Below are 18729 nucleotides of genomic sequence, written 5' to 3'. Positions count from 1 at the left end.
AACTAAGCATTTGCCGAGTTGCATCTCACCGATTGCTTAGTTGCATCTCCACTTTTGCCCCACTACCATAGAGTTTTTAACCCTATCCAATATTCCGGATATTGTTAGTTATGAGAGGCAAAGCAAAAAACAAGTACATTTGTAGATAAATGGGGCATTTGGCCTTAGACACTTTTGGGGTTAGTCCTAATATAAATTGCCATGAATGAAAGTAAAGTAATCGTTGGGATCGGAGAAGCATTGTGGGATATTTTACCTGAGGGTAAAAAGATTGGCGGTGCACCCGCCAACTTTGCCTATCATGTTTCGCAATTTGGTTTGCAAAGTTATGTTGTCAGTGCTGTGGGAGAAGATACTCTTGGAGAGGAAATACGAAATACTTTCCAGAAGAAAGAGCTTCAAAGCTTACTCGCTACTGTCCCTTATCCTACTGGCACAGTAGATGTGGAGGTGGACGAGGTGGGTGTCCCACAATATATTATCAAGGAGAATGTGGCGTGGGATAACATCCCCTTCACGCCAGAATTGGAGGCACTGGCGCATCGTACTTGTGCGGTATGCTTTGGTTCACTGGCACAAAGAAATAGCGTGTCGCGTGATACAATCCATCGCTTCATTGACGCTATGCTGGAGTGTGATGAGAGCCTGATTATCTTTGATGTTAATCTCCGCCAAGGTTTCTACAATAAGGAGATACTAGACTACTCGATGCAGCGTTGCAACGTGCTGAAGATAAATGATGAGGAGCTGGTAGAGGTTAGCCGGATACTTGGCTATCCAGATATTGATTTTCAAAGTCAGTGCCAGAGCTTACTCGAGCATTACCACCTTAGGATGCTGATTCTCACTTGTGGCATCAACGGAAGTTATATCTTCACTTCGGGCAATACCTCATTTCTTCCCACCCCACAGGTAAAAGTGGCCGATACTGTAGGGGCAGGTGACTCCTTCACCGCCACCTTCACTGCCAGCATACTAAAAGGTCTATCAGTGACCGAAGCCCACCGCAGAGCGGTGGCCGCCTCCGCCTATGTCTGCACGCAACACGGCGCCATGCCCCTCCTCCCTAAAGAATTCACCACTTTATAAGATGACGTATTTCCCCGAGATATTGTTGCTTTTAGGAAATACAAAAAGGGTGTGAATCGTTGGACTCACACCCTTTGTTATTGCGGAGAGGGAGGGTTGTAAACCAAGCCTTCTAACTCCTTATATCGTAGTTGTTTATATTCCTCTAAGATTTAATTGTAGCCAAATTGTAGCCATAGGAGAGTATTTTGAGAATACTCATAGCTATTGCTGTGAGATTTGCTCGCTTGCATTTCTCGGGTTCAAAGGTACGAATAAGTAGAACAACCTCCAAATATCTGGGAATAAAATTACTCTAAGTTTCTTGGCTACAATTCCAGTGCACGGTGCAAGCCCTTATATATAGATAAGGCTTGCACCGTGCACTGGCGGTCATTATATGAAATGCTACTCACTTCAGCTTATCTTATTGAGACGTCCCCTAAAAACAATGAGGGGTATGCCCAAAAGAACTATGAAGTGCTATCGCTATGCAGAGAAGAGTGTTGATGAACATACACTGGTAGAATATTACCAATGAATGGTGTTTAGATATTCGTCTAAAAAGGGCTTTGAATAGGATCTTTGCAGATGATAATTCAACAGTAGAAGAAACATGAACAAAAATCAACCCCTTAAGCCCGCAAGAGATAGACGATTGTATGTCATTTGTCCAACATTAGATATGATGTTGGCTTCGTGTGACAATGTCAAGCAAATAGCATATGACAGCGGATTAGACTACTCGAACTTTGTAAAGACTTGCAAGTTCCAAAGAGACATTCGCCTCAGTACTTATCAAAGATGTGCTGAAGCTTTTGGTATGGATACGCTCATTCTGCATTTGCCGTTAGGCGCGGTTGAATCTTTCGCCTCTGTGCAAACTCACCATGGGAGTCAATGTCTTATGGTGCAGAAAGAGGACTTACTACGTATTCTTCGCCATTTTCACCCGCTGGAAATAGATGATACATTATCCAATATTGAACGTCTCATTGAGATCATCCTGAAAGAAACCGAACATGATCTACTGAAGAAGCTACTTCCACTTCTAGCTGAAACCATTCAAACATTGGCAGAATCCTATGGAGACGTACAACCCTAGCACACTCCTCGATGAAATTCAAGGTCTTCGAGAGGAAGTACGCCAAGTTGCAGATTTCATCAAAGAACTCAAAAGAGAGTATAGCGTCCTTGAAGAAAAGATTTAACTGAATTCATCAGACGTCATGCGTCTATTAGGAATATCAAAAGCTTCTCTTGCTCGATGGCGAGATGCCAATGCTGTTCCATATCGCTATGTATCCTGTAATCATGTCCTTTATCCTTTTAAGGGTCTATATATAGCTGTAAAATCAGGACGTGCGACGTTCAAAGGATTTAGACGCATAGAAGCATTGCAACGGTTGAATGCTTACAAGGATGGCATAATGAAAGGCTATTTGGGGGAGGATACACAAAATCTTTTTGAAGAGCTATGACACTAAAAGAAGAAATCCTGCAGCTGACCAATCGAGGATTAGAGGTTTTCTACTTCTATATGCCAATTGACTTTGTTCCCAAACGGAACTTTTGCAATCCTCTCTATGATGACAAACGAGCATCTTGTAATATCTATTTTGATCCTAAGTCAGACTCATATCGAATGAAAGACTTTGGAAATGAAGCATACTCCGGTGATTGCTTCTGGTTTGCTGCAACAATTTTGGGGCTTGATGTCCGATCTGAGTTTAAGAAGGTTCTAGTGACTATCATCCAGGATCTAAATCTAAAGATTTCTATTGAATACAGAAGAGACATAAACATGAAAGCAGCCCGTTCCACCTATCCTAGGCAATCCGTTGAACAGAGTCAAAAGAGGTGTACAGAATCGATGGATAAAGTGGAATACATAGCAAACAAAAAATCGTTCCGAGTTTATGAGCGACCCTTTACTCAAAAGGAACTTGCTTTTTGGGAGCAATATGGGATCTCCTTGGAAACATTGGAGCAATACCATGTCAAATCGTTGTCTTGCTACGAATCGGTGAGTAGAGAGGGAAAACCTTTTAAACTCATCTCTTCTTCCGAAGAACCCATTTTCTGTTACGCTCACAACGACTTCGTCAAAATATATCGACCGAATAGTAAACTGAGGTTTCTATATGGTGGAGAAAAATCAGAAGAGTATGTATTTGGGCTAGCACAACTACCTAATAAAGGAGATATCCTATTTATTACGGGAGGAGAAAAAGATGTTCTCTCCCTTTCTGCACACCATTTCAATGCTATTTGCTTCAATAGCGAGACTGCACAAATACCAAGAGGTATTATCGAAAGTCTTTCACTTCGCTTCTTACACCTCATCATCTTATACGACTCTGATGAAACAGGGGTCAGAGAGGCACAGAAACAGGTGGAAGCGCTTTCTGAATTTGGAGTGCTTAGACTACAACTACCTTTGAGCGGTATCAAAACGGAGAAAGACATCTCTGACTACTTTGACCTAGGTCATAGTCAGCAGGATTTAAGAGATCTTCTCGCGCGAATGTTTTCCAGCCTATACAGCGAAACAATGATGATATTGCAATCTTGTGAGATTGATTACGACAACCCTCCAGATGTTTCTAAGTCGGTTGTCTCAGTCAATGGAGTCCCTCTTGGCTCTCAGGACAATCTTATCTGCATTACAGGTGGAGAGGGTACGGGCAAGAGTAATTACATTGGTTCTATCCTTGCAGGCACATTATGTGCTGAAAGGTTAGATTCAGAGCGAACACTAGGATTAGAAATAACTCCCAATCCAAAAGCCTTGGCTGTTTTGCACTATGACACAGAGCAATCTGAGGCTCAACTATACAAGAATTTGGGAAAGACATTACGAAGAGCCGATGTAAAGACTGTTCCTGACTTTTACCATTCTCTATATCTAGCCTCCCTTTCTCGTAAGGGTCGGTTGAAACTTATTCGTGAAAGCATGGACTTGTTTCGTCATAAACATGGAGGGATACATTTAGTAGTTATTGATGGGATTGCAGACTTGGTGCGTTCTGCAAACGATGAGACAGAGAGTATCGCTGTTGTAGATGAGCTTTATAGGCTAGCGGGGATTTATAACACCTGCATCATTTGTGTATTACACTTTGTGCCAAACGGTATCAAGCTTCGTGGGCGCATAGGCTCAGAATTACAACGGAAGTCAGCAGGAATTCTTTCAATTGAGAAGGATGACAATCCTTAATACTCTGTAGTCAAGGCTTTGAAGGTGAGAAATGGAAGCCCTTTAGATGTTCCTATGATGCTCTTTGGATGGGATAAAGAGCTGGGGATGCATGTCTATCGTGGGGAAAAGTCTAAGGAGGATAAGGAGAAACGAAAAACAGACGAATTGATTTCAATTGTTACGGAGATCTTTCAAAGCAACCGCCGTCTCTCTTACCAAGAGTTGTGCGATGTCTTAATGCGAGAGCTGGGAGTCAAAGAGCGCACAGCAAAGAAGTATATTGCTTATATGAGAGAGCAACGTATCTTGTCACAAGATACTGCAGGGAACTATCAAAAAGGAGAATTATGTCATACTTAGACTATCTTACAGAAGATCCTTGGCAAAAGCGACTGTTTGATAAGCTAGCGAATGTGGAAGAAAAACTAGACCAGTTGCTGGTATTACGAGAGCAAGCCATAGAAGCTGCTGTACAGCCACCGCTCAAGCCTGAGTATCTTGACATCATCGATGTATCTAGATTGCTAAAGGTTGAGCAAAAGACCATCTACAACTGGGTATGGGCGGGTAAGATTCCTTACCTCAAAGCTAATGGTCGCCTATTGTTCCTTCGTGAGGAAATCGATGAGATGCTAAAAAGAAGAGAGGAGTGGTAGATGTTAGGTTTACGCATCAACAGTAAGCAAGGCGAACAAAGATGGGCTAGAGATCTCTCCTATTTGGTCTTGTTTCTCAATCACTAAGAATGCTTACATTTGCACTCAAACAGAGTGAACATATTAGCTTTTGAATAGCAAAAAGAATTCATAATAATGCGACTAAGCATTTTACAGAAAACTTAGTTCTGTATTTGTTTGGTTCTCAGATATAGTAGATATGGGAAAGACTGCAATTGATGTATGGGAGCAGATCAAGCTGCTTGAAAGTCGTGGAATGGTTATTAAAGATAAAGAAAAAGCCCAAGAAGTGCTTTTGGATGCGGGGTATTATCGTTTAGGTTTTTATTGGTTCCCTTTCGAAACAACATATCCGAATAAAATTAACAGGACTCATCAGTTTAGAGAGGGGACTAATTTTGACTACATCGTGAAGCTATATTACTTCGATTTTAATTTAAGGAGTATCCTTATGAAGTATCTCAACCGCATCGAGATTCATTTCAGAACGTTTCTCATATACAAGGTGTCGAATTATTATAGGACATCTCCTACATGGTTTGCAGACTCCACTGTTGTGACCGCAGCATACGTAAGGAAGTTTGATCAGGAAGTCTATACCAATCGATTTAAGTCTATTTCTATTATACAGCAGCACCATAAAACCCATATAAACGACAAGTATGCTCCCGCTTGGAAGACATTGGAATATATGACTTTAGGGGGAATAATCCATCTTTTCAAGGCACTTAAAGACAAGATGATTTGTAGAGCAATCAGCGAACATTTCAAAGTAAGACAACTGCCAGTGTTTGAAAGCTACTTGAAAACAATTCTCACGATAAGGAATTATTGTGCACATGGCAATGTGTTATATGATATTGCGCTACCAACATCTATAAGACGAGGTCCAGCTGGTCAGATGGAAAGTGCAAACTATCATAAGCTCTATGGTGCAATCAAAGTCATATACTACATGACAGGAATTGTGTCAGTGAATCGTCAAGCTGATTTGAAGGAAGAATTGATAAAGTTGTTCGACAAGAACGAGAAATACAATGAGGTACAAAACATCATTGCTGAAGCAACTGGAATCAAAAATATTCGGGAAATGCTTGCGTAAGTCAGAATAAAGAATTACCTTTGCAGTAAGAAAAGTGCCGATAGAGACTTTTAGACGCTCTATTAGCACTATAAAAGGTAGAAAAATGGGGCTATACACTTCGTCTGTATAGTCCCTTTTTGCTTTATACGACTAGCGTGGGCTCCTTTCTTATCGACAAACTCGAATTATAAAGCGTCTTTTGAAGATGACACAGAGCAATCATCTCCACTTAGGCTTAGGGGTATGTTGGGGTGTCGTGGGTTCAGGCTTCTGCTTCACCTCTTGAGTTGTTGCTTCTTGTGTTGTAATTTGACCGTACTCCTGCTCTTTCATCTCTGTTTCTTCCTCTGGCGGAGAGAGTGTGAGGGCAATCTTTCTGTCCAGCTCGGCAGCTTGGGCTTTGAGAGAACGCAAGTCCTCCTCCTTCTTCCACGAGCTATTGGCAATGGCGGTGTAGACCTCCTTATTTGCTGAAACCTTTGCTATCTCCTTCTCGTGAGATTCGATCACCTTTGGAATGCGCTCTAACGCATTGAAGAAGTTCAGACAAGCCAGCTTAGGATCACTTGCCAGCTTGCCGTTATTGTAGGTGTAGTAAATACTACCCTCGCCCTTTACGAAGAAGCGGTTCACCGATAGGTCAAATAAGTTCTGCGAGGAACTTTCCGTCTTGACCATAACAGAGAAGCCATAAAGTTCTCCAATTTTGTTGTACTCACCATTGGTACGAGCCTTTTCCTCTATCTCTTGAAGACGATGAGCAATGACTTTGATGTCAGAACAATCCTCTACACCTTTAATTGAAAGTCGATTGACTGGGTTGCCTTCCGCATCTCGTTCCACTCGTTGCTCAAAGCAAGCGAGGTCTTTCTTCGCCTCTTGTATCTTGCCCGTGTGGTAAGAGAGTGAATGGTCAATCTCAGCCAACTTACCTATAGCCCCATTTCGTTCACGAAGAAAGTTCTTGCGTTCTGACTCTAATGCGGTAATCTTCTTATCTAGCTTTGCCTTTTCCAAAAGGTCTGTATTGCCCGACAGCACAGCTACATACTCTGAGAAGTTCATACCACTATCTTCATCCATTGAACCTTCATCGATGGTACGCATACCGAGTTGATTGCTCTTCAACTGATTGATGAAAAGCTGCTTGTTGTGTAGTAGGTTGAACTTATAGCTGTCCAACGAACGCTCCACTGCATATATGATCACATCGACCTTGTTGTCGGCAAACTCCTTGGCAACCAAATTGCCTTTTCGGATAGCTCGTCCGTTGCGTTGCTCTAAGTCTGACGGTCTCCACGGGGTATCAAGATGATGTATAGCCACAGCTCGTTGCTGGGCATTAACACCCGTGCCCAACATAGATGTAGAGCCGAAGATGATACGTATATCGCCCCTATTCATCGCTTCTACCATCGCTTTCTTTGCTCTCTCATTCTTGCACTCCTGGATGAAGCGAATCTCGTGAGATGGAATGTGATACTCCTCTACCAACTTACGCTTAATCTCCGAGTAAACATTCCACTCGCCTGGCTTGTAAGTACCCAAGTCGCTGAAGACAAACTGTGTCCCCTTCTGCTGGTTATACTTCTGATAGTAGTTATTGAGGAGCTTGGCACAGTGGCTGGCTTTGTTGTCTATATGGTCCGAATACCTTTCTAGATCTATCATTCGCATATCCAAGCTCATCTTGCGGGCATAATCGGGAGTTAAGAATTAAGGGAAATAGCGGGATATGCAATGGATGTAACTATTTGAAATAGCATCGTTTAGGCTTTCTTGCTATTTTGAGGGTAAGCGAAAACGAGCATAAAACGGCAGTAGTTCCGTTACCACATCGTAACCCATCGAAGAAAAAGCAAAGAGGGGTTACGAATTGAAGCTAAACAACTGCTCCACAGTTTTTTATTCATCATCATTCATCGTTCTGCATCGCTCAAAAGCACCTGTTTCACTGTACCTTTGCAAGCAAAGGGAATTGAGAAAAACGACAGAAGGATGAAAGAAAACAAACTGAAAGTATCGTTCTTTGTTCAGGCAAGACGAACCGACAAGAAAGGACTTGTGCCTGTCATCGGGCGCATCTCCGTAGGCAGAACCCATTCGGGGTTCTCCACCAAGTGTAAGACTCCGATCGCCCTATGGGATAGCCGTAAGCAACGGCTCATCGGCAAAAGTGCTATGGCGGTGTCCGTCAATCAGAAACTCGGTGAATGCACCGCACTCATCCACGCACGCTTCCACGAACTCAGTGAAAGAGAAGAATCCTTTACCGCCACCGATGTGAGGGATGCTTATCAGGGGCAAATCCACTGTCAAGCCCTGCTTTTGCAGAGTTTTGAGGAATATCTCAGACAGACCAAGGAACGCATAGGCATTGATAGAGCCTTGAAGACATTCAAGCTCCGTACCTATCAGCTATCCCTGCTCCGTGAGTATCTGCAGAAGAAGCATAAAGTAAGCGACATTCCCCTTTCACAATTAGACAAAGCCTTTATTGAGGGTTTCGAGTACTACCTCTCCATTGACCGAAAACTGAAACGTAGCAGCGTGTCAAGTGCTCTATCCACCTTGAAGAGCATCGTCCGCATGGCGGTGAAGAAAGGCGTGCTGGACTTTTACCCGTTCTTGGGCTACAGTTATGAACGTCCCAAAGGTGAGCCGAGAAGCATCTCACAAGACCAGCTGCAACGCATCATTGACTTGGAGATAGAATGGGAGAACTACCGTATTGTCCGTGATTTGTTCGTATTCTCCTGCTTTGCAGGCTTGGCAATCTCAGACGTGCGCAATCTCAGAGAGGAAAACATTGTCTTGGAAGAAGGTGAACTCTGCATCAAGGGCAAGCGAATGAAAACCAAGACCCCGTATCGTGTACAGGTGCTTCCACCTGCTTGGGCGATAATGGAGCGGTACAGAGGTAAGCGTGCTGGTTTTGTCTTTGAAGTGCCGACTAACGACATCATCCACAACGGCATGCACTACATACAGAGAAGTATCGGTATGAAAAGCCCGCTAACCTTTCACATGGCTCGCCACACCTTTGCATCGCTCATCACGCTCTCAGCAGGAGTGCCTATTGAAACAGTGAGCCAGATGCTCGGACACACCAACCTGAGAACAACACAAGTATATGCTGCCGTTTCCTCCGAGAGAATCCATCGAGAGATGCAAAATGTGCAGCAACGCATACAAGATACATTCACCTTGAAGCTTTGATATTATGGCACGAAGTACATTCAAAACACTATTCTATATCAATCGGTCCAAAGAAAAGAAGAACGGCAAATGTCCGATTATGGGACGCATCACTATAGACGGAAAGCAGGTGCAATACAGCACGGGCAAGGAGATTGCTCCCGAACTTTGGGATAGTCGTAAGGGAAGATGCAAGGGAACGGGCGAAGAGATAAAGGAAATCAACCGCTATCTCCAAGCCAAAGAGGAACAAGCCAAAGCGAAGTATCAAGAATTAGTATGGCAGCGTGGCTATATCACAGCCGAGCTACTGAAATGTGAACTCATAGAAGAAGACAAACCTAAAGGTTTTCTTTTGGAAGAAGCACATCTCTTCATTGAGGATAAACGTCCCTGTGTGGGGGTAACGATTGCCAAGCCGACCTTTGCCAACTACATCTATGCCACACAACTCATAGAGGCTTATCTGCGTGAACGATTGGGACTGGAGGATATTCGCTACTCATTGTTGGACTACGGCTTTATCGAGGGGATGGACTTCTATCTCAAATCAGAGCGCAACCTTTCCCTTGCCACCATTCAGATTGTGGTCATCTTCCTAAGAAAGCTTATCGGCATAGGTCAGCAGAAGAAGTATATCCGAATCGACCCCTTTGTGGACTACAAAGCGGAACTGCCACACCACACAAGGCGTTATCTCACTACGGAGGAGCTCCAACGAGTATTACAAACACCCATCATTGACAGGCAGTTCGAACGGGCAAGGCAGCTCTTTCTTTTCTGTGCCTTTACTGGTCTGGCACGTGTGGACATGCAACGGCTCAGGCTAAAGCATATCATCCGTAATGCAGACGGCACGGAAGAAATCCGCATCAAAAGGCAGAAAACGGACGTAGAAGCTATCATTCCACTTTTGCCCATTGCCAAGCAAATCCTTTCACTCTATATCAAAGACAAGAAAGTAGACGACTTGATATTCCCTAACCTAACCACCCGCAAGGCGTCTTTAGCTTGTGTGAACATTGGTCAGATATGCCGAATAGAGAAAGGTTTGACCTTTCATATGGCTCGCCATACATTTTCAACCACAATTTGCCTATCCAACGGGATCTCAATGGAAACGCTCAGCAAAATGCTCGGACACAGCAATATTGGAACAACACAAATCTACGGGAAGATAACCGATCACAAGATACAAGAGGATATGACTGCACTCACTGACAGAGAGCATTCTGCCTTTGAGGGTTATTGCGAGTCAATAGCACAGCAAGACAAAACGCAATCTGAACCTTTATAGGTGAACTTTCCTCAAAGACCTGAAGCCATATTCGGTCGGGCAAAGGTATGGCGGTTGCCTTGATTGCTTGCCAGGTCAAGTCCTGCGGATGGAGTGAAAAATCTCCACCGCAGGGCTTTTCTCTGTACTTTGGGACTATCATACTTGCAAAAACTCGATTGTTAGTGCGGTCGTATTTTTCGCTCCAACCTTGCAGCAATAGGCTAACCGCCAAAAGAATAAGCCCGAACGAATACGGCATACTCAGGCTCTTTGGACGCAAGAAGCGACAAGACAAATACTCTACCAATCAATCAAGCCAAAGAGTGTGCTCTTGCTCTGTTAATTGATAGAGAGATGTCGAAGCAATCAAACACTCGAGAGTGATCTGATTTTATTTTCGCTAGTACGGAACGAACCAGCGCCTCATCTCATTACCGCAATAGCCTAGGCTTTTGTATTCACCATTTCCCTTGTTTCCTAACTATTTCCTTATTCTTCCTCACTCTTTCTTTTTCCGCTTTAGAGGGGTTACTTTTGCATCCGACAAGAAGGGCAATCGACAGAAAAACTGCTCGTTTGCTGAGTATTAACAACGTAATCAACAACAATGCAATGAAACTTATCATCATCGACCGCAAGGCATGGGAGCAGCACTGCTCCTCCTTTGCAGATTTCATCCACCGTATCGAACGGCTTATCGGGTGTCCTCCCGAAACGGAAGAATGGCTTGACAATGAAGCCGTATGCCGTAGGCTCGGAATCAGCAAGCGCACCCTGCAACACTATCGGGATACGGGTAAAATACCGTTCTCTATGGTCGGGCATAAGTGCTACTATAAAGAGAGCGACATCACTGAGATACTGAATGCAAAGAAAGACTGAGCCCAAGCACCTAATGAACTATGTCAGAGAACGAAATCATTACACAACAAGACCCGCAAATGCAGATGTTTGCACAACTTATGGAGGGTGTTTTGAAAAAGCTGGAGCGTTATTGTGCTACTGCACGTCCTATGTTGGGCGGAGAGGTTTACCTTACAAGTGAGGAAGTCTGCAAGCTGTTACGTCTGAGCAGTCGCACGCTCCAAGAGTACCGAGACAGTAGAACAATAGCTTATCACAAAATTGGTGGCAAGATACTCTACAAACAGAGCGACATACAAGCTATGCTTGAAAGGCACTATAATCCTATATATAAGAGAAATAAGTAATTGAACAAAGGGGTAAAAGAAGTGAGTTGAGATACGGTTTAGCGGACACTCATTTGAACTTGAGAACGCTGATATTGAGAGCATGCAATCTCTCGGTGAGTGTCAATTCTTCCATCGGTGTGCACGCTTTTGTCCCTCTTTGGGGACTGTTGATTTCATCGGTGCGTTTTCAGCGTTTAATCTGAACTTACAATTACCTACGGTCAAATGAGTAAGCCATAGGGGATTTCGGTTAAGAGTTGGGTAAGTCAAGATTTGGTATGGTCAAGAAGTGGGTTTTAACTCAAGTCAAAATTGAGTCAAGTCAAAATTGAGTCAAGTCAAAACTGAGTTAAGTCAAAACTGAGCCAAGTCAAAACTGAGTCAAGTCAAAACTGAGTCAAGTCTTAACCAGACTCAAAACTTAGCTCAGAAAGTCAAAAGCTAATTCCTAATCTGAAGCAGATGCCCCTAAGGGGGTGGCATCAATTCTTGATATTGGCAAGGTGTGTCTTTGTACCACAAATTGCCATTTGTACCACAAAGACCCTTGCCCCGAAGGGGGGTAAATCACTCCAAAGTCGTGATTAGGATGCAATGAAAATGACGAAACAAAAGAAGCCCGATGGCAGATGTTCCACCTATCCACGATGGGACAGATGGCACATCAGGATACCTAATTCCGAAGACCAGCAAACACTTATCAGGCTCTATCAAAAATCGGGAGCAAAGACGAAGAGCGACTTTGTCCGAGCAAGACTTTTGGGTGAAGCCTTTAAGGTCATCACGGAAGATCCTTCAAAGAAGCCTTACTTGGATAAACTCTCCGAAATCGTCGCCATGATGAATAAGATAGGCGTGCTGTACAATGAAGCCGTGAAAGCCCTCAATACTTATCATTCTGTTGCCACTGCTCAACGAATGCTCGGCAAACTTGAAACCTATTCCCAAGTTCTCATCAGACTGCAACAGCAAGCTGCGCTGCTAACAAAATCCCTTAAGAAGAGAAGGTGAAAATAAATACTAATAAATAATAACACCCGATATTCGTTCCGTACTGCAAATATTCAATCCCTTTTTGGACGGTTGTCAATGTTAGGAGTATAGGCTTTATATGTGTAATCGGTAATAAAACGCTTCTAGCAATTCTTACAACAGTTGCGTTGTTTACCTGTACTTTATCTCTTTTGAGAATATTGTTTGATTGCAATAGTGTCCTAAACGTTTTTGGCGGGCGAAGGGTGTGAGATAGCTGTCAAACGGGTCAATCGCCCCTTGACATTTGCGGTAAAAACGGGGGTATCCCCCCCTATGCTATTTCGGGCTCGTCCGGAGGCAGTGAAAACGGCTCATTTATCTACTGAAAGAGGTCGATATTGATGAAAGTGTTGAGTCTCAATGACGCTGTTAAATTGGAGAGACACCAGGGGCGTTTTGCTATTCGCTTGAGATATTGAAGTAGGAGAATCGTAATCAGAGCCGTCCAAATCTGAATCTCGACAGCGTTTTGAGAGGTTCCTAGAAAGCTTTTGATGTGCAGGTTTTGCTTGAGGTTTCTAAAGAAGATCTCAATCTTCCAACGTGAGCGATATAGTGCTGCAATAGTGCTGGCTGCGTGCTTAAAGTCATTGGTATACAAGTCAATCGTGTAACCTCCTTGAACATGGTAGATGCCTATCCTACGAATCTTCTTAGGGTACTTGCTCGCTGTCTCTACGCCAGTCAGTCTCACCTCTTCATCTTTCAGTATCTCTTGAGACGTCGTATTAGGCAAATCTCTCTCCCTTATTGACTCAAATTGGATGTTGTCTCTTCCTCTGACGATGAAAACAACCCCTGTGCTGTCCCAAATATTGGAAGAGGGCATAAAAGACATCTTGGAAGAACTGAGAAGTCCTATTGGCGTTTTGGTAACTGATGTTGGATTTGGAGGGAGCTCGTGATAGACCTAGATGATTGAGATTGCCCGTAGCAGATTGTAGCCCCTCTAAGATTTGACGTAGCGACACGCTACCCGAGAATTGGCTGAAGATCATAGTCACCAAATGGCTCCACGAGTTAAAGCCCTTTGCATGCTTGTCTGTGTCATGCTTCTTGACTAATCGTTGGATGATTTCTCGAGGTATGAGTCGGATTACTTGTGCGAATAGTGTTATATTTGCCATTGAAAAGGGTGGTTTGTGACAGCTTTCACTAGCTGTGCTTTGTTTCCAATTACAAACCTACCCTTTTCTCTTTACCCTGCAAAACGTTTAGGACACTATTGTGTCCAAACGGATTGTTCCGCCAAGCATCGACACAATATTACGCATTATGGCAAGCCCAAGCCCGAAACCCTCCTTTGCGGCGGCATTTGATAGACGTTCAAACGCACCGAACGCTTGTTTCTGTTCCTCTTCTGTCATGCCTGTACCTGTATCTTCAACGACCAGTGTCAGAACTCCATTATCATATTCAGTAATCAAAGAAACACCGCCTTCTTCTGTGAACTTGACTGCGTTTGACAGCAGGTTATTCCCGATTTGTATTATTCGCTCTTTGTCGGTCAATACAATGGCATCGTGTCCAGTCTTCACGGACAAGGACAACCCTTTGTTCACTGCAACAGGAATGAACTCCGTTTCAAGTGTGTGCGTGATTGCAGAAATCCGGCAGGGTGACAGACGGGGCTGTTCCTTGCCGTTGTCCAGGCGGAAGAAGTCAAGCAAAGTGTTGAGCATATCCCGCATACGGTCGGAGGATTGCAGTATATTTCGGATATATTGCCCATTATTACCGCTATTGCATTCTTTCCGCAAAAGTTCGGTATAGCCAGTTATTGCCGTCAGTGGTGTACGCAACTCATGGGTAATAGTATGTACCGCTTTCTTTCGGGAGGTTATGAGTACCTCATTTTGTTGCACGGACTGTTCCAATTGCTCGATCAAATCCGTTGTCTTGCGTTTGTATCGTTTAATGTTCTTTGCATCACGGTGTATGATGATATAGGAAATGACCAACAGCAAAAGAACAAATCCCATCAAGCCGCCTATCTGCATAAATGATTTTTTACGCATCGCTGTTATCTCGCTTTCTCTATTTTGTAAATCAGATTGTACCTTCTTTTCGATTTGGCAAATCAATCCTTGCAGTTGTCTGTTAAGTTCCGCATTTCGTGCGGCAAGGCTATCGGCATGAACCGATAAGCGACGGCTTTGCGCCTGTTGTTCGGTTCTCATATTCCGGTTAAAGGAACGGTGCATCGTGGTAGTCACAGTTGGTTTCGCTTCTTCCTTTTTGCCGAAGATGCCCAAGAATCCTTTTCGTTTAGGTTTCTTGGGTTGTTCTTGCACACTTTTCTGCGCGATTACGGGTACTTGACGGGGTATCTTATCGTTGATGGCTTGTTGCTGTTCAAGTATCTGCACGATTTGGCACATCTGCCGTTCCTTATCTTCGAGAAGATGGCGTACGCTGTCTATACGCTCTGCCGGATAGGTAGCTTTGAAACGGCAGAGCATACTGTCCATTGCCATACGCTGTGCATGGTAATGTTCGATATCTTTATCGTTCCATTCCAGTATTGTTTCACCAAATAGAGAGAATTTTATCATTTGAATATTGATATTGTTTATCTCTTTTCGGAACTCGTCTATTTTTTTATTGGCTGAATTCAACTTGCAAATGCAACAGAATTCTGATTAATAATTTGTTTAAATTTTTCGTTTGGCGTGAGGTATCCAAGTCTTTTACGAGGTCGATTATTGAGTTTATTTTCAATCCACTTAATCTGTTTGTTGGTTACTTCACTAAAGTCCTTACCCTTTGGGATATACTGCCTGATAAGCCCGTTGGTGTTTTCATTGGCACCACGTTCCCATGAGTGGTATGGTTTGCAAAAATAGAATTTTATTTCCAATTTTTGCGCAATTTCCTCGTGCTTTGCAAACTCCTTTCCATTGTCAGCCGTAATTGTGTGTATTAAGTTTTTCACTTTCCGCAGTGCCCATACTGCAATCTTAGCTACCGGGATGGCTTCTTTTCCCGACAACTTGCGTATCCAGACCCTGCTTGTTGCTCTGTCGTTAATGGTAAGAATGGCACCTTTGTGGTTCTTACCAATAATTGTATCTATCTCTAAATCACCAAATCTCTCCTTCAGTTCCACTATCTCGGGACGCTCATCAATATCCACCCTGCCTGGGATAAATCCTCGCCCTGCATTTTTAGAACCACGTTTGGCATACCTGCGACCTTGTCTGCGAAGATATTTGTGCAGTTTGCCACCCCGCCGCTTATCCTCCCAAATCCAGCGATATATCGTTTCGTGAGATACCATCGCAATTCCCTCCAAGCGGCTCCTGCCGACAATCTGCTCCGGGCTGAATCCTTTCTTCAACAGCTTTATTATCCGTTTTCTCATTGCCGGTGTAAGCACTTCCTTGCGATGTTTTTGCTGCTTGCGCCTGTCTGCTTTTCGCTGGGCAAGCTCCATGCTATAGCTACCACTTCGGGCGTCGCAATTGCGCTTTATCTCCCTGTAAACAGTGCTTTTATCTACTCCGATAGCTTCCGCTATTGCTTTTTTGCTCATCGGTATTTGCAACATCATAGAAATTGCATACCTTTGTTCCTCGGTTATATGTTTGCTCATCTGCAACTTTTTTTTCTTTGGACGGACAATTAAAGCAAAGATAGCAAACTTTATCCATTCAGAGTGAGAGAAAGGGGGACATTGTCTCTCTTTCCTCTCTGAAAAATAAATGTTTTTATTGCTTATTATCCGCACCCAAAAAGTTGCATTTATAAGTTGAACTCAAGTTGTCAAGTTCTAATGCTTCTATCTCCTGCCATTCATAGAAGCTATTATATGCTATACATCCGATAAGAACGGAGATAAGTATATACCCCAACCGTATTGTCTTATAGAAATTCCTGGATCGTTCCATTATTTTGATGATACTGATTTTTCAAACATGAATAAAAGTTTATCCTTTTCTTCCATACGGGTATTATCAGAATAACCGCCTTTTGTTATTTGATACCCACACGGCTTAACCATAAAAGTGCCTAAGCCTTTAGTGTATGAACTTACTTCTGAGGCATAGTCTTTACTTGTATTTAATGGAACTTTCCCTTCAATAAGACACCACTCATTATTACAACTGATACCTTTAATCTCAGACATCATTTTTTGCAGATCTGTAATAGCTTTGGAACTTGCTACTTGTGGTATCTGTAACTCAAAATAGAGCATCGGTTCGAGAATATCCACTCCTGATTGTTGCAAAGCCAACCTGAAGACATAAGGAGACAATTGTCTAAAATCGGCAGGGGTACTTATCGGACTATAATAAAGGGCATAAGTAAAGGTTACTTTCAAATCCGTCACTTCCCATCCATGCAATCCCGATTGGCAAGACATACGGATTCCTTCAAAAACGGCATTTTGAAAAGAATGGTTCAGATAACCAAAGGAGATTTCACTTTCGATTTGCAACCCTGACCCTATCGGTAAAGGTTCAAGAGTCAGTCCTATGGAGGCCCAGTAAGGGTTGGGAGGGACTTCGATATGGATAATCTTATTCACCTTCTTTTTAGGTCGTTCTTTGTAGATAGTCTTGATTTCATCAAAATGGGCCTTTACGGAGAATCGTTCTTCCAGCAATGTTTGTATGATTTCTTTTTGGGTTAAACCATATAACGAGATTTCCAATTCATCACTATATGAATTTATGGAAAAGGACAGAGACGGGTCTTCAATAAACAATACATTTAGAGCGGATATCAACTTGCTTCTCTCTTCGGGCTTGTCTGGTCGGACAGAAGATTTGAGGGCGGGATGCTGATGAGATAATCCTTGAATCAGACAAGGTTTAACACCTAAATAATCTCCGATTCTTAATTCTTCTATATCTTCTATAATTGCGATATCATTAGCAACCACTTCATCAACATTTATCTCTTTGCCCTGATAAATGGTTTTTAGATTTTTAATCTTGATGAATTTTTCAGAATCATTGACTTTTATAACGGTTCGAAGTCTCAGCCTTCCGTCAATAATTTTTAGAAAACTTCTTTTATGCCCTTTGGGGTCATGTTCTATTTTATAAAGATAAGCTGAAAGTCTATTGGGGACTGATGCCGGAGGAAATATAAAAGAAATGATGGCGTCTAACAACTCATTGATGCCAATATTGCACATTGCTGATCCATGCAAGACCGGATAGGCTTTGGCTTTTGCCACAAGAGCGATTATCGCATTCCAATAATCTGCCGGTAAGATTTCTTTATCCGCCAAATATAGTTCTAATATATCGTCGTCATGGTTGCATACAAATTCTTTGTGTTCTGCCCTTATATCTGTTGGGGTGCAAATCGGGTAAACGACTCCATCGACAACCGTTTGCATAAACAAGACGTCTTGCGACAGATTTGTTTTTATGTCCAGATATAAACGCTCAAGATTTACGCCGGCACGATCAATCTTATTGATAAATATAATTGTCGGGATTTGCAGTTTTTGCAAAGTCTTGAACAGCAACTTTGTTTGTGCTTGTATGCCTTCCTTTGCCGATAATATGAGGACTGCTCCATCAAGCATTTTGAATGTCCGCTCCACTTCCGCAATAAAATCCATGTGTCCCGGAGTGTCAATGATATTGCATTTCACTCCATTCCAGATAATAGATGTCGTAGAAGCCCGAACAGTAATTCCTCTACGTTTCTCTATATCCATAGAGTCTGTTATGGTGTCACCATTATCCACACGGCCGCACTTTTCCGTTGCTCCACTGGCAAACAGCAGATTCTCGGTTACGGAAGTTTTTCCTGCATCAATGTGAGCAAGAATTCCTAAATTTATAATATTCATTTGGATTAAGCAATAATATACTACAATAGATGCATTGTCGAAACGCACCTTTTAATACCTCCTCGTAGCATGTGAGAACTACAGGATTACTAACTCGTATTAATATGTATATTATTACTGCCGCATAACGATTACAAAATTACACAAAAAAATATATCTAACAAAAGTGGGAGGATTT

Annotated in this window: 14 protein-coding genes and 3 pseudogenes; 12 read left to right on the top strand and 5 right to left on the bottom strand. The window is 42.8% G+C overall.

The window, feature by feature from the left end:
- Window positions 1–201: 201 nt before the first annotated feature.
- The 7 genes and pseudogenes from HMPREF3027_RS02535 to HMPREF3027_RS02510 all read left to right on the top strand — a co-directional run bounded on the left by HMPREF3027_RS02535 (window position 202) and on the right by HMPREF3027_RS02510 (window position 6049).
- Window positions 202–1089 carry a carbohydrate kinase family protein gene (locus HMPREF3027_RS02535; RefSeq protein ID WP_070706787.1) on the top strand — a complete coding sequence of 296 codons (888 nt, stop codon included), beginning with the start codon at window positions 202–204 and terminating at the stop codon, window positions 1087–1089.
- Window positions 1090–1684: 595 nt separating this feature from the next.
- On the top strand, window positions 1685–2173 hold the full coding sequence (locus HMPREF3027_RS02530; RefSeq protein ID WP_070706785.1) for a P-loop NTPase family protein: 489 nt from the start codon (window positions 1685–1687) through the stop codon (window positions 2171–2173).
- Window positions 2154–2549, top strand: a pseudogene (locus HMPREF3027_RS02525) (hypothetical protein). The gene HMPREF3027_RS02530 and the pseudogene HMPREF3027_RS02525 overlap by 20 nt, the downstream one beginning before the upstream one ends.
- The gene (locus HMPREF3027_RS02520) at window positions 2546–4288 is read left to right on the top strand and encodes an AAA family ATPase (RefSeq protein WP_371440871.1); all 1743 of its coding nucleotides are present in this window, start codon (window positions 2546–2548) and stop codon (window positions 4286–4288) included. Before HMPREF3027_RS02525 ends, HMPREF3027_RS02520 begins: the two are co-directional and overlap by 4 nt.
- Before the next feature lie 54 nt (window positions 4289–4342).
- Window positions 4343–4630 carry a hypothetical protein gene (locus tag HMPREF3027_RS09840; protein ID WP_371440870.1) on the top strand — a complete coding sequence of 96 codons (288 nt, stop codon included), beginning with the start codon at window positions 4343–4345 and terminating at the stop codon, window positions 4628–4630.
- Window positions 4618–4926, top strand: coding sequence for a helix-turn-helix domain-containing protein (locus tag HMPREF3027_RS02515; protein ID WP_070706783.1), 309 nt, complete (start codon window positions 4618–4620; stop codon window positions 4924–4926). Before HMPREF3027_RS09840 ends, HMPREF3027_RS02515 begins: the two co-directional genes overlap by 13 nt.
- Before the next feature lie 220 nt (window positions 4927–5146).
- The gene (locus tag HMPREF3027_RS02510; RefSeq protein ID WP_025884083.1) at window positions 5147–6049 is read left to right on the top strand and encodes an Abi family protein; all 903 of its coding nucleotides are present in this window, start codon (window positions 5147–5149) and stop codon (window positions 6047–6049) included.
- A 201-nt stretch (window positions 6050–6250) separates the two neighbouring features.
- Here the strand turns inward: HMPREF3027_RS02510 and HMPREF3027_RS02505 are convergent, their stop codons facing one another.
- Window positions 6251–7714, bottom strand: a complete 1464-nt coding sequence (locus tag HMPREF3027_RS02505) for a helicase-related protein (RefSeq protein ID WP_246830510.1) — start codon at window positions 7712–7714, stop codon at window positions 6251–6253.
- A gap of 315 nt (window positions 7715–8029) precedes the next feature.
- Between HMPREF3027_RS02505 and HMPREF3027_RS02500 the strand changes: the two genes are divergently transcribed.
- The 5 genes from HMPREF3027_RS02500 (at window position 8030) to HMPREF3027_RS02480 (ending at window position 12712) form a co-directional block, all read left to right on the top strand.
- Entirely contained in the window at window positions 8030–9250 is a 1221-nt protein-coding gene (locus HMPREF3027_RS02500; RefSeq protein WP_070706778.1) for a tyrosine-type recombinase/integrase, read from the top strand.
- Window positions 9251–9254: 4 nt separating this feature from the next.
- Window positions 9255–10526, top strand: a complete 1272-nt coding sequence (locus HMPREF3027_RS02495; RefSeq protein ID WP_070706776.1) for a site-specific integrase — start codon at window positions 9255–9257, stop codon at window positions 10524–10526.
- 594 nt (window positions 10527–11120) lie between these two features.
- Window positions 11121–11390 carry a helix-turn-helix domain-containing protein gene (locus HMPREF3027_RS02490; RefSeq protein ID WP_025883367.1) on the top strand — a complete coding sequence of 90 codons (270 nt, stop codon included), beginning with the start codon at window positions 11121–11123 and terminating at the stop codon, window positions 11388–11390.
- A 20-nt stretch (window positions 11391–11410) separates the two neighbouring features.
- The gene (locus HMPREF3027_RS02485) at window positions 11411–11719 is read left to right on the top strand and encodes a helix-turn-helix domain-containing protein (RefSeq protein WP_070706774.1); all 309 of its coding nucleotides are present in this window, start codon (window positions 11411–11413) and stop codon (window positions 11717–11719) included.
- Window positions 11720–12295: 576 nt separating this feature from the next.
- Window positions 12296–12712 carry a plasmid mobilization protein gene (locus HMPREF3027_RS02480; RefSeq protein ID WP_070706772.1) on the top strand — a complete coding sequence of 139 codons (417 nt, stop codon included), beginning with the start codon at window positions 12296–12298 and terminating at the stop codon, window positions 12710–12712.
- A 343-nt stretch (window positions 12713–13055) separates the two neighbouring features.
- Here the strand turns inward: HMPREF3027_RS02480 and HMPREF3027_RS02475 are convergent.
- The 4 genes and pseudogenes from HMPREF3027_RS02475 to tet form a co-directional block, all read right to left on the bottom strand.
- Window positions 13056–13863: pseudogene (locus tag HMPREF3027_RS02475) on the bottom strand (DUF4372 domain-containing protein).
- Window positions 13864–13962: 99 nt separating this feature from the next.
- A pseudogene (locus HMPREF3027_RS02470) lies at window positions 13963–15354 on the bottom strand (sensor histidine kinase); the annotation flags it as partial.
- The gene (locus tag HMPREF3027_RS02465; RefSeq protein WP_005794072.1) at window positions 15351–16331 is read right to left on the bottom strand and encodes an IS30-like element IS4351 family transposase; all 981 of its coding nucleotides are present in this window, start codon (window positions 16329–16331) and stop codon (window positions 15351–15353) included. The pseudogene HMPREF3027_RS02470 and the gene HMPREF3027_RS02465, both read right to left, overlap by 4 nt.
- 294 nt (window positions 16332–16625) lie before the next feature.
- The gene (gene tet / locus HMPREF3027_RS02455; protein WP_070706770.1) at window positions 16626–18551 is read right to left on the bottom strand and encodes a tetracycline resistance ribosomal protection protein; all 1926 of its coding nucleotides are present in this window, start codon (window positions 18549–18551) and stop codon (window positions 16626–16628) included.
- Window positions 18552–18729 lie beyond the last annotated feature (178 nt).

This window comes from Porphyromonas sp. HMSC077F02, assembly GCF_001815465.1.
Classification (GTDB): Bacteria; Bacteroidota; Bacteroidia; order Bacteroidales; family Porphyromonadaceae; genus Porphyromonas_A; species Porphyromonas_A somerae.
The sequence above is the reverse complement of the archived record's forward strand: the minus strand, read 5'-3'. Positions and strand labels throughout refer to the sequence as shown.